13 protein-coding genes are annotated in these 12,090 nt (G+C 55.3%); 12 read left to right on the top strand and 1 reads right to left on the bottom strand.

All coding sequences use genetic code 11. The annotated features are described in order from the left end of the window. The 9 genes from trmD to XYCOK13_RS07385 all read left to right on the top strand — a co-directional run bounded on the left by trmD (position 1) and on the right by XYCOK13_RS07385 (position 7,184). The gene (gene trmD, locus XYCOK13_RS07425; RefSeq protein WP_213411296.1) at positions 1-792 is read left to right on the top strand and encodes a tRNA (guanosine(37)-N1)-methyltransferase TrmD; all 792 of its coding nucleotides are present in this window, start codon (positions 1-3) and stop codon (positions 790-792) included. A gap of 153 nt (positions 793-945) precedes the next feature. Then, positions 946-1,293, top strand: a complete 348-nt coding sequence (gene rplS / locus XYCOK13_RS07420; RefSeq protein ID WP_213411295.1) for a 50S ribosomal protein L19 — start codon at positions 946-948, stop codon at positions 1,291-1,293. Between the two features lie 62 nt (positions 1,294-1,355). Further along, a complete protein-coding gene (lepB, locus tag XYCOK13_RS07415) occupies positions 1,356-1,991 on the top strand; it encodes a signal peptidase I (RefSeq protein ID WP_213411294.1) in 636 nt (211 codons plus the stop codon). After that, complete coding sequence (ylqF, locus tag XYCOK13_RS07410) at positions 1,988-2,854, top strand: ribosome biogenesis GTPase YlqF (protein WP_213411293.1); 867 nt, start codon at positions 1,988-1,990, stop codon at positions 2,852-2,854. Before lepB ends, ylqF begins: the two co-directional genes overlap by 4 nt. A 50-nt stretch (positions 2,855-2,904) precedes the next feature. Next, entirely contained in the window at positions 2,905-3,513 is a 609-nt protein-coding gene (gene rnhB, locus XYCOK13_RS07405; protein WP_213411292.1) for a ribonuclease HII, read from the top strand. 338 nt (positions 3,514-3,851) lie between these two features. Further along, entirely contained in the window at positions 3,852-5,738 is a 1,887-nt protein-coding gene (locus tag XYCOK13_RS07400) for a TP0910 N-terminal domain-containing protein (protein WP_213411291.1), read from the top strand. Then, entirely contained in the window at positions 5,735-6,058 is a 324-nt protein-coding gene (locus XYCOK13_RS07395) for an EscU/YscU/HrcU family type III secretion system export apparatus switch protein (RefSeq protein ID WP_213411290.1), read from the top strand. Before XYCOK13_RS07400 ends, XYCOK13_RS07395 begins: the two co-directional genes overlap by 4 nt. Continuing rightward, a complete protein-coding gene (locus XYCOK13_RS07390; protein WP_244865053.1) occupies positions 6,055-6,420 on the top strand; it encodes a YraN family protein in 366 nt (121 codons plus the stop codon). Before XYCOK13_RS07395 ends, XYCOK13_RS07390 begins: the two co-directional genes overlap by 4 nt. A 140-nt stretch (positions 6,421-6,560) precedes the next feature. Continuing rightward, a complete protein-coding gene (locus XYCOK13_RS07385; protein ID WP_213411289.1) occupies positions 6,561-7,184 on the top strand; it encodes a TVP38/TMEM64 family protein in 624 nt (207 codons plus the stop codon). A 68-nt stretch (positions 7,185-7,252) separates the two neighbouring features. On the opposite strand, the gene XYCOK13_RS07380 is transcribed toward XYCOK13_RS07385, so the two are convergent. Beyond that, the gene (locus XYCOK13_RS07380) at positions 7,253-8,785 is read right to left on the bottom strand and encodes a YifB family Mg chelatase-like AAA ATPase (protein WP_213411288.1); all 1,533 of its coding nucleotides are present in this window, start codon (positions 8,783-8,785) and stop codon (positions 7,253-7,255) included. Positions 8,786-9,351: 566 nt separating this feature from the next. Here XYCOK13_RS07380 and XYCOK13_RS07375 point away from each other — a divergent pair. The 3 genes from XYCOK13_RS07375 to sucD all read left to right on the top strand — a co-directional run bounded on the left by XYCOK13_RS07375 (position 9,352) and on the right by sucD (position 12,063). Then, positions 9,352-9,612 carry a hypothetical protein gene (locus tag XYCOK13_RS07375; protein ID WP_213411287.1) on the top strand — a complete coding sequence of 87 codons (261 nt, stop codon included), beginning with the start codon at positions 9,352-9,354 and terminating at the stop codon, positions 9,610-9,612. A gap of 323 nt (positions 9,613-9,935) precedes the next feature. Next, positions 9,936-11,096 (top strand): ADP-forming succinate--CoA ligase subunit beta, encoded by a 1,161-nt coding sequence (gene sucC / locus XYCOK13_RS07370; RefSeq protein WP_213411285.1) that lies wholly within the window; start codon positions 9,936-9,938, stop codon positions 11,094-11,096. 37 nt (positions 11,097-11,133) lie between these two features. After that, a complete protein-coding gene (gene sucD, locus XYCOK13_RS07365; RefSeq protein ID WP_213411283.1) occupies positions 11,134-12,063 on the top strand; it encodes a succinate--CoA ligase subunit alpha in 930 nt (309 codons plus the stop codon). Positions 12,064-12,090 lie beyond the last annotated feature (27 nt).

Raw genomic sequence — 12,090 nt, 5'->3', positions numbered from 1 at the left:
ATGCGCATTGACGTGTTGACGTTGTTTCCCGAGCTGTTCGCCCCCTTTTTTCATACCAGTATTCTCGGCAAGGCGCATGAACGCGGACTTGTCGCCATGCATGCTGTGAATTTCCGGGATTTTTCCGCGAATAAGCACCAGATCGTCGACGATTACCCATACGGCGGCGGCGGGGGCATGGTTTTGAAGCCGGAGCCGATCTTCGCGGCGGTCGAGAGCTTGCTGCCGAACCGCGAGGCCCCTCAGCCAGAAGCATCCGGTGAAGAGCCGCAAACAGCGGGCTCTCGACCGCGCGTCATCCTAATGTGTCCGCAAGGGGAGCGCTATTCACAGGCTAAAGCGGAAGAGCTTGCTCAGGCAGAACACTTGATTTTTATCTGCGGTCACTATGAAGGCTATGACGAACGCATTCGCGAGAACCTGGTGACCGACGAAATCTCCATCGGCGATTATGTGCTGACCGGCGGGGAAATTCCCGCAATGGCGGTCATCGACAGTGTGGTCCGCTTGCTTCCGGGTGTTCTTGGCAATGAACGGTCGGCCGTGACGGATTCCTACAGTACGGGTTTGCTGGAATATCCGCACTATACAAGACCGCCTGAATTTAGGGGTTGGAAGGTGCCGGACGTCTTGCTGTCCGGCCATCACGAGAATATAGAACGCTGGAGAAGGCGCCAATCTCTCTATCGAACCTGGCAGCGGCGGCCGGATCTGATTGATGAACAATCATTGACACTGGAAGAACGCAAATGGCTCGGCGAGTTTGAAAGGGAGCGCGCAGAGGAAGTGTAAGAGCAAACGTTATGTTCTTGCCAATCGTCCTTGCCTGTGTTACAATATTTTTGTTGTGTTTTTTTAATCTGGTGGTCCGCTGCACGTATCCGCTGAAGCATCGGCTTCAGTATAGACGGTATGAACACCTGTGTGGAAGGAGGGGCACTGACTATGAATCAAGCTCTGCTAAAAGCGATTACGGAAGAGCAGCTTCGCAAGGATCTTCCGGCATTTCGTCCCGGCGATACATTGCGCGTGCACGTAAAGGTTGTCGAGGGCAGCCGCGAACGGATTCAGGTCTTCGAAGGCGTTGTAATCAAGCGTCGCGGGGGCGGAATCAGCGAGACTTTTACAGTACGGAAAGTGTCTTACGGTGTAGGCGTTGAGAGAACATTCCCTGTTCATTCGCCGAAGATCGACAAGATCGAAGTGATGCGCCGCGGTAAGGTTCGCCGTGCGAAATTGTACTACCTGCGCAGCCTGCGCGGAAAAGCTGCAAGAATTCAAGAAATCCGATAATAACGCTAAAGGGGCTTGCGATCAAGCCTCTTTCGTTTTAAATAGGCGAGGTGGAATGAACGATGGAACAGACGGAGCAGCAATCCGGTCAGGACAATATAGGGCAAGCGGATCAGCAGCAAGCTTCTTCCAGCAAGAACGAGTGGTGGGAATGGATCAAAGCTTTGCTGATTGCCTTCGCCATCGTATTTTTGGTTCGTCATTTCCTGTTTACGCCAACCGTAGTTTCCGGCCCGTCCATGGAGCCGAATTTTTACGACAAGGAACGGTTGATCGTCAACAAAATCATCTACGATATCCGGGAACCGAGACGCGGCGAAGTGATCGTCTTTCATGCTCCCGAGCATAAAGATTTTATCAAGCGCATCATTGCCTTGCCAGGCGAGACGGTTCAGGTGGACGGCGATCGCATCTACATAAATGGACAATTGCTAGATGAGCCGTATATTGAAGAGGAAATCGCCAAAGCTAAAGCCAATGGCATGCGGTATAACCGGTTGGCAGACTTCTCTCCTACCGAGGTGCCGGAGGGCACGGTATTTGTGCTCGGGGACAATCGGCCGAACAGCAAGGACAGCCGATTCGGAGACGTAGGTTTTATTGCGTACGATCAAATCGTGGGCAGAGCCGATCTCGTGTTCTGGCCGTTGACCCAAATGGAAATCTTATCACATCCAGACTACGAGGTGGAGCCGTGAGTGTACAGTGGTTTCCCGGCCATATGGCCAAAGCCAGACGACAAATTGAAGAGAAGCTGAAGCTTATCGATTTGGTTATTGAGCTGTTGGATGCCAGAATTCCGCTGGCAAGCCGCAACCCGATGATTGACCAGATCCTGAAGAACAAGCCTCGTTTAGTGCTGTTGAATAAAGCCGATCTGGCCGATCCGGAGGTGACAGCCCGGTGGGTGGAGGCTTTCGCGCAAGACGGCTTGTCTGCGCTTCCGATCGATGCCTCCAGCGGCAAGGAAGTGGCTCAAATCGTGCCGAAGAGCAAGGAGCGGCTGAAGGAGAAGCGAGAAGCGCAGCTGCGCAAAGGAATCAATCCGAGAGCGATGCGCGCGCTCATTGTGGGGATTCCGAATGTAGGCAAATCCACGCTGATCAACCGGATGGCTGGCCGCAGCATTGCAGCTACAGGCGATCGGCCCGGCGTCACCAAGGCGCAGGCCTGGATCAAAGTAGGCACAGAAATGGAGCTGCTGGACACCCCGGGCATTCTTTGGCCGAAATTCGAGGATGAGCAGGTGGGCATTCGACTTGCGGCAACGGGCGCAATCAAGGATGAAATCCTGAACGTTGAGGATATTGCGTTTCACACGACCAAGTATTTGCTTGAGCACTACCCGGACATGTTGAAGGAACGCTATGATTTGGATGAGCTTCCGACAGTGGAGCAGCTGGAAGAGCCTGACCAGGTCGTAGCTGTCATGGAAGCGGTAGGCAGGCGGCGCGGCTGCTTGCAAGCGGGGGGGATGGTGAATCTCGAGAAAGCCTCGCAGGCGCTGCTTCGGGATTTGCGATCGGGTCGTTTGGGCCGCATTAGTTTCGAAACGCCTTAGATGCTTGTCACTATGACTGCTTGCAGCATGTCGGGGGGGGAGAAAGACGCGTGTTGGCTTACGAGAAGGAGTATTGGGAGCGTTGCGGCGAATGGGTGGCTGGTGTCGACGAAGTCGGGCGCGGTTGTTTGTTTGGCGATGTCGTTGCAGCTGCCGTCATCTTGCCGAAAGGCTGGGTATGTGAAGAGATTAACGATTCGAAGAAGCTTAGCGAGAAGAAGCGGGAATCGCTCTACGATCAGATTACGGAGCAAGCTGTTGCCATCGGGATAGGCTGCGTGAATGCAGCTACTATTGACAAAATCAATATCAAGCAGGCGGCCCGTCTGGCCATGAAGCAAGCGGTTGAACAGCTAGCTTGCAGGCCGCATGCGCTGCTTGTGGATGCCGAGAAGGTGGACGTCGATATTCCCCAGCTTGCCATTATCAAGGGAGACGCGCTTAGTCAGTCGATTGCGGCGGCTTCCATTGTCGCGAAGGTGACGCGCGACCGCATGTGCCTGAAGTGGGATGAGCAGTACCCGGAATACGAGCTGGCCTTACATAAAGGATACGCCACTAAGAGACATAGGGAAGCCCTGCTTCGATACGGTGCGAGCCCCATGCATCGCCGAAGCTTTCTGAAAGGGATTCTGAACGAACAGCAGCAATTGTTCTAGAAGGAGAGAGTCTTCCGTTACGGACGAGCGGACGAGTCTCTTTTTTTCGTCTGGAGGATACCGCGAACAAACGCTTCGGAGCAGCCTCCATTCTATCGGGCAAGCGGCTGTTCAAACCGAGTCGTAACTGCTGCGATTCGGATCATAGACACAGGGGAACTCTCGGGGAAAAGGATGAGGCCGGTGGCATTGTACAGCGGTGCTCCGATTTTAGGGATAGCAACGGGAACGATGCAGGCGTCCGAGTCGTTTTTGAGGGGTTCTGCGGGGATATGTTCCTAAAGATTTTGCGTTGAAAGGCCGATAATAGGAGTAACAAAAGGCAAGGTGGGACGGCTATGCAAATCAGCCAATTGATGCGGTCGGTAATGGGCGAGACTAGGCCGGCCGAGGGGAAGGCATTGGAATTGAAAGCGGGACAAGTCGTGCGCGGCATGGTTATGCAATGGCTGTCGAATCAGGATGCGCTTGTGCAAATCGAAGGCGTGCAGGTGAAGGCGCGCCTGGCAGCAGCATTGGAGAAAGGGCAGACTGCCCTGCTGCAGGTGCTGGCCGAGTCGAAAGACGGGGCGCTGGCGCTCAAGCTGCTGACGGCTTTGCAAGGGAGCGGCGCAGCTTCGCTGGACGATATGCTGGCGAAACTCGGTATGAAGCCGAACGATGCATTGCGCGAGATGGCATTTGCCTTGCGGCAGGCAGGCTTGGATGTAACGAAGGAGACGATGCAGGCGATGCGCGGTTTGCTGGATGCGGCTCCTGCGCAAGCATCGCGCACGGAGTGGCTGCAGACCGGCGCGTTGGCACTGGCGAAAGGGCTGCCGCTTGAACCGCAGCCGCTTGCTGCCTTATCGCGCGCGGTGTTCGGCCCTCCTGTCGGACAGACGCTCGCCGGGCTAGCAGAGGCTGTCCGACTGGAACTCGCGAAGCCGCAGGCTGGCATGTCGCAGCAGACCAGCGCGCTGCTACAGGAGCTTTCGGGCCGACTGCAGACTTTGCTTCAATCTGCAGCAGCCTTTACGGGAGGCCGCCAGGCGCCGCTGCAAGCGCCAACAGGAAGCGCAGCAGCTGTGCAGCAGACTGCCGGTTCTCCCGCCGCTACGATAGCAGCGGGCACGGGCGGCATCGTGCAGCCGCAGCCTGCCGAGGGGGTTGGTGTCCAAGCAGCTGCGGGCAGACATGCGGCGGCTTCGGCTCCGCTGCCTGCCGCCGCACCAGGCCCCGCAGGGTCCGGCGGCAACGCGTCGCCGCAGCTGCCGACAGGCGGCCAGGCCGCCGAGCAGGCTGCTTGGCGTGCGGCCGCTGGCCAGGCAGGGGCAGAGAGCGCAGCGAGAGTAGCGGCGGGGGCCTCCCCTGCGGCTGCGCCGGAGCAGCAGGCGGCGGCTGCAAGGTCAGCCGTGCTGGAAGGTGCGGCGAGAACGACAACGCCGGCGATGGACAGCGCCGCGAATGCGGAGCGCCCGCAGCCGATTCAGTCTGCTGCAACGGCGCCCGCACAGGCTCCCGCAGCCGATCAGAGCTGGCTGCCCCGCATGCTGAAGCTGTTCGGCTTTGACCATGAGAATCAAGCGTTGCGCTTGATTCAGACTGCTGCGCAGAACGGGCCGGATATGCAAGCTGCGCAGATGCTGCTGCCTGAGGGAGCGGATGGAGGAAGGGCTAACGAACTGGCCTCCTTGAAATCTGTCCTGCTTCTGCTGAGCGCTGCCGATGATCTCCCGCTAACGCTGCGGGAACCGGTCCAGCAGCTGCTGCAGCAGGTAACAGGACAGCAGCTGCTGCTTACGCCAGACCGAAGCGGCAGCTTTGCACATGTGACCTTGTTCGTTCCTTTCCACGATAAGGACGGCCAGCAAACAGCAGCGATCCATATTCAATCGCGCAAATCGCGCAAGGGCGGCATCGACGCCGACAACTGCCGGCTCTGGTTTGACTTGCGCATGGCCGCCCTCGGCCCAACGCTAGTTGACGTGCAAGTGACAGACAAACGGGTGAACGTAGGCTTGTTCAACGATCACCCCGCGCTGTCCGAATTGGCCGAACGAGGCAGGGAAGTATTAGCAGCGGCGTTAGCGGGGGCGGGCTTTCAGCTCCTCTCCTTCAGCCAGTCTCCTTATCCGAACGCCCAAGGGGGATCCGGAACCGATTCTACAGCCCTCGAGCATGATCAAGCCCAGCAGCTGCTGGAGCGGAACAAGCCGTACAAGGGAGTTGACTATCGGGTATGAACAATAGAGGCCAAGCCAAGTCCTCTCCGGCAAAAGGCATGCGCAAGGCGGTAGCTCTGAAGTACGATCCGGCCAACCAGGATGCTCCGACTGTAGCCGCCAAGGGCAAGGGCTTGGTAGCTGATCAAATAATCGAAAAAGCCAAGGAACACCAAATTCCGATGCACGAGGATGCCTCACTCGTCGAGGTGCTGTCGAAGCTCGATCTGGATCAAGCCATCCCGCCGGAGCTGTACCAGTTAGTAGCAGAGGTGCTCACCTTCGTCTATCAGTCTGATCAGGAGCTTAAGCGAAGAGAGGAAGGGGGGAGCATGCTGTGAACAGTCGTCGTCTGGGGAAAAAAGCGCTGGGGGATGCGGGCGAAAGGAGCGCAGCAGCTTTTCTTGCCGCTCGCGGGTATCGCTTGCTCGAGCAAAATTGGCGCTGCCGCAGCGGCGAGCTGGACATCATCGCAGAAAAGGGTGCGCGACTCATATTTGTCGAGGTGCGCACTCGTCAATCGGATCGGAAGGGAACGGCTGCCGAATCCGTAGATGTCCGCAAGCAATGGAAGCTGCGGCAGCTTGCCCAGATCTACTTGCAGCAATCCCGCAGACAAGAAGAACAGGTTCAGTTCGATGTGCTGGCTCTCATGTGGAACGGCAGCGAATGGAGCATCCAGCATATTGAGCATGCTTTTTGAATAATTAAGAGGACATATAGAGAACCAGCGCCTCCTCAACAGGCATACTTCCGAACGGGGACAACGACTCAAGCTGTCCGCTTGCGGACATGAACCGGTTGCCGGTCGTTTTTTTCATTATAACCAAGGGGAGAGGAAGCATGAAAAAAAGCAGCTGGTTGTCACTGATTGTATACGCGGGTTGTGCAGCGGCGGCTTTGGTGTATCAGGATACGATTGTACATGCAATCGAAACGAATGAAGCCAGTCTGCTGGAAATGGCGGGCGTTGCCTTTCTTTTTGCCTTCGTTCCAGTCATCCCCTTCGGTGTGATCGCCGCGTTATTGGGGGCGCAGTACGGTGCGCTGCTCGGTGGATTGATGAACGTGCTTTGTTCCACAGCCGCAGCGGTTCTGTTTTTTTTCATTGTGCGCGGCGGCTTCCAGGAGCAGAGCCGGGCATGGCTGGCGAAGTACGGGAAAGCGGAACGTTGGATGTCGCTGCTCGAACAACACGCTTTTCTGACCATTTTAACGGCACGCATCATTCCTGTCATACCAGCAGTGGCTGTTCATATAATTTGTGCGGTCAGTCACGTTTCCCTGCGCACATTTGCTGTGGCTACATTGCTTGGCAAAATTCCGGTTATGGTTGTCTTTGCGGCGATGGGCGACCACTATATGACGAGTCCTGCGCGCGCCGTGTGGACAGGAATCATCTATATGGGCATCCTGGCTGTACTGCTCATCGGCTTTCGCCTGATGCGGCCACTTAGGCGAAACTAATCAGAAAAATCGGTTCTCGTGCATACATCCGGTGCAATGCCGAAAGCTTGCGGATAACGATCCGAAGCTTATGTGGGCAGCAAGTCCCGGTCCAGGCAGCGGTATTGCAGCGCTTCGGCGAAATGGTCGAACTGAATCGACTCGCTCCCCTCCATATCCGCAATCGTGCGGGCTATGCGAATGATCCGGCTATGCGCCCTCATGCTTAGGCCCAAGGACTCATATGCGGCTTGCAGCAGCTCCTCAGCTTCATGGGGCAAGGCGCACGCTGCGGCAAAGTTTCGGCCCTGCAAGCGGCTGTTCCACTGTTCGGCAGGATTTTGGCCGCGTGCGCGCTGGGTTTGGTGCGCTGTCTCAATCCAGGCCAACAGGTCTGCATTGGAAAGCGGAGCGGCAGCATCCTTTATTTCATCCGGTTTCAGGCGGGGCACTTCTACATGCAGATCGATGCGATCCAACAGCGGGCCGGACAGCTTTCCTCTGTACTGTTCAAGCCGGTTGACGGTACAGCGGCACGTACGTGTTTTGCTCTCCGTTCCGGCGTATCCGCACGGGCACGGATTCATGGCGGCAACAAGCAGAAAGCGGGACGGATACGTGTACGTCGCCCGCGCTCGGCTGATGGTAACTTGATTGTCCTCAAGCGGCTGTCTAAGCAGCTCGAGAACAGTGCGCGGAAACTCCGGCAGTTCATCGAGGAACAGGATACCGCCGTGTGCGAGGCTCACCTCTCCCGGCTTCGGCGGGGAGCCTCCGCCGATCATGCCCGCTGCTGATATCGTATGGTGGGGGGATCGGAAGGGGCGGTCGCTTAATCGGTTGCCTCGCTGGTGCAGGAGGTTGGCGACGCTGTATATTTTGGTCGTCTCCAGCGATTCAAGCGTGTCGAATGGCGGCAGGATGCCGGGAAGCCTGGTAGCAAGCATCGTCTTGCCGGTTCCAGGAGGCCCGATAAGGAGCGAGTTGTGCATCCCGGCGGCAGCGATGGCCATAGCCCGTTTGGCGCGTTTTTGTCCCCGTATGTCTGCATAGTCGACAGGGGAAGCTTGTGACCGGCTGAATCGCAGCTGCGCCGCTTGATGGCTTGTTGGCTCGAGTGGTGCGGACGTACCGGGCCATTGCTTCAAATGGGACAGCGGCTGCAAGGACAGCTTGCTCCATCCGATCGCTTCATGCAGATTCGCCGCGGGAAGAATGAGCTGCTCGAACCCTAGTCGTCCTGCGTCATCCGCGACGGACAAGATGCCGGGAACGGGGCGGACAAGTCCATCCAGGGACAGCTCGCCGACGATCATGGTCTTGCCTTCAATTGGCGGCAGCTGTCCGCTGGCTATAAGCAAGCCTGCGGCAATGGCCAGATCGAAACCGGTTCCTTCCTTGCGCACATCAGCAGGGGCCATATTGACAGTGACCCGCGACATGGGAAATTGGTAACCGCAATTTTTGACCGCAGCGCGAACCCGCTCCAGCGCCTCTCTCACAGCGGAATCCGGCAGGCCGACAATGGAAAAGGCAGGAAGCCCATTGCTGATATCCACTTCGACCTCGATGGGGATCGCTTCAATTCCTTGCAGGCAGCAGCTGTACACTTTGGCAAACATACAAAAAAGCACCTCTTTCCTAAAGTTCGCGTGTTCCTCGATGGACAGGCCAATGGCTGGCCGTCACGTGAACACGTCGCTTCAGGACAAAGGTGCTTCCTTATGTCCAACTGTATTTTCTTACATTTTACAGGATGTGAGCGTTCTTGCGCAAGGGTCGGCTTTGCAAGGCATGAAACTTATTACCTACTACCATTCATTTAGAGTAGTAAAGTTAATCTTTTCGATGTAACTTCGCTGCATTCGTGTTATTTGTTACCTTTTTACTATTAATTATAGTAGTCAGCTTCATAGTTACTAGTAAAAAAGTAATAAATCGATCAGATTCCCCGGAAAATGCGTGAATAGTGTGAAGTTAGTATTATAAATTTATGATACTTCTACCATTGTGCTGGCGACCGCGATAAAAGCTAAGGTCCAGATGCGGCATGAAGGCTGGCAAGCCGGGAAAAAGCCAAGGTCCAGATGCGCCATGAAGGCTGGCAAGCCGGGAAAAAGCCAAGGTCCGGATGCGCCAAATAAATCCCCTGCGGACCGGGCATACTGTTCGTTAGAGGTGATGGATGATGCAAACGAAACCATACTTTTGTCCGAATTGTCGCTCCAACCGGGTCAAATTCAGCATGATTAGCAGCGCCCGGCAGCATTTCATGAAAGATGCCATTACAGGAGAAGTGAAGGAGCAGCATGAGCCTGAACAGATTGAGCAGCCGGAGCCGGACATTCAGTGCAATGTTTGCGGATTTGTGGGGAACGAGATGCGCTTTATCAAGCAGGCAGAACGAGAGCCGCGGGTCATGACAGAAACGTCGCCGAAATATACATGAACGAGCCTTATTCGCAAGAAACGGATATGCTTGAGGAATAAACGGGCATCGGTTACATCAGCTTCAAGGGAGATTCTCATAAATATCACGTCTCAACTATGCGAAAATGAGCAGGCAAACAGGTCGTCTTGAGCTGCAGGCATGCAAGCACAGCCGGGACGGCCATTCCTCGTTGTTCAAAAAAAATGTCGGTTTTGCAACAAATTATAAGGAAAGTTCAGCGAAATAGTGATACAATAAATAAGGTTTGGAATGGTTTGTTTTCACTTATATACAAAGGCTGCATCCAAGTGGCCCGATCCAAAAGATAGGAGGATATCTGAATGAACATCCATGAGTATCAAGGCAAAGAGGTTCTCAGGCAGTACGGCGTCTCCGTTCCTGTCGGCAAAGTGGCGTTCACGCCGGATGAAGCTGTTGCAGCAGCGAAAGAGATCGGCACAGCCGTAACGGTTGTGAAAGCGCAAATCCATGCAGGTGGACGCGGGAAAGCGGGCGGCGTCAAGATCGCCAAAAATCTGGATGAAGTGCGTACATATGCGGAAGAGTTGCTGGGCAAGGTGCTGGTGACGCACCAGACCGGTCCCGAGGGCAAGGAGATCAAACGCCTGTTGATTGAACAAGGCTGCGATATTAAGAAAGAGTATTATGTAGGCATCGTAGTGGACCGCGCAACCGGTCGCGTCGTCATGATGGCATCGGAAGAAGGCGGCACTGAAATTGAGGAAGTGGCGGAAAAGACGCCGGAGAAAATTTTCAAGGAAGTGATTGATCCGGCAGTCGGTCTGCTGCCGTTCCAGGCAACCCGACTTGCTTATGCGATCAACATTCCGAGCGAGCTGGTACGCAAGGCCGTTAAGTTTATGATGGCGCTGTATGCCGCGTTTGTGGACAAAGACTGCTCTATCGCCGAGATCAATCCGCTTGTAGTCACTGGCGATGGAGACGTGATGGCGCTCGACGCCAAGCTGAACTTTGATTCGAACGCCCTCTATCGCCACAAGGATATTGTGGAGCTCAGAGACCTTGACGAGGAAGATGAGAAGGAAATCGAAGCATCCAAGTTCGACCTGAGCTACATCGCGCTTGACGGCAATATCGGCTGCATGGTTAACGGCGCCGGACTTGCCATGGCGACAATGGATATTATCAAGCATTTCGGCGGCGATCCGGCCAACTTCCTGGACGTTGGCGGCGGCGCAACGACAGAGAAAGTAACCGAAGCGTTCAAAATCATCTTGTCCGATGCGAAGGTGAAGGGCATCTTCGTCAATATTTTCGGCGGCATTATGCGCTGTGACGTCATTGCAAACGGGGTTGTGGAAGCAGCGAAGCAGGTATCGCTGGACAAACCGCTTGTCGTTCGTCTTGAAGGCACCAATGTTGAGCTCGGCAAGAAGATTCTGAATGAATCCGGCCTGAATATCGTGTCTGCGGATTCGATGTCCGACGGCGCGCAGAAGATTGTTTCCCTCGTAAAATAATCCTACTACTTTCGGAATGGGAGGTAAGGCATTAGCCATGAGTATATTGATCGATAAAAACACCAAAGTGATCACACAAGGGATTACAGGCGCAACCGGGATGTTCCATACGAAAGGCGCACTGGATTACGGTACCCAGATGGTAGGCGGCGTAACGCCGGGCAAAGGCGGCACCCAGGTGGAATTTGAATTGGAGAATGGCAGCAAGGTTTCGCTTCCGGTATTCAACACCGTTCAGGATGCAGTGAAGGAAACAGGCGCCACCGTTTCCGTCATTTATGTACCGCCGGCTTTCGCAGCGGATTCCATCATGGAAGCGGTAGACGCCAATCTGGACCTGGTCATTTGTATTACAGAAGGCATTCCGGTTCTTGACATGGTCAAGGTGAAGCGCTACATGGAAGGCAAGAGCACTGTGCTGGTGGGACCGAACTGTCCGGGCGTTATCACGCCGGGCGAATGCAAAATCGGCATCATGCCGGGATACATTCATACGCCGGGACATGTCGGCGTCGTATCCCGCAGCGGCACGCTTACTTATGAAGCGGTGCATCAGCTGACCACTCGCAACATCGGGCAATCCACAGCTGTGGGTATTGGCGGAGATCCAGTGAAAGGCATGGAATTCATCGACGTGCTGAAGCGCTTCAATGAAGATCCGGATACTTACGCCGTCATCATGATCGGGGAAATCGGCGGCACTGCGGAGGAAGAAGCTGCAGAGTGGATCAAAGCGAATATGAAGAAGCCGGTTGTTGGCTTTATTGGCGGCCAGACAGCGCCTCCAGGAAAGCGGATGGGCCATGCCGGCGCGATCATCTCCGGCGGCAAAGGCACGGCGGCCGAGAAGATTGCAACGATGGAGCGCTGCGGCATCCGCGTAGCGCCAACTCCTTCTGACATGGGCGCGACCTTGGTAAGCGTTCTGGAGGAGCAGGGCTTGCTGGAGAAGTGCCAGACGAAATAATTGAAAACAGAACGATTGTTACAGAAG

It is taken from the genome of Xylanibacillus composti (assembly GCF_018403685.1).
Taxonomy (GTDB): Bacteria; Bacillota; Bacilli; order Paenibacillales; family K13; genus Xylanibacillus; species Xylanibacillus composti.
The sequence above is the reverse complement of the archived record's forward strand: the minus strand, read 5'-3'. Positions and strand labels throughout refer to the sequence as shown.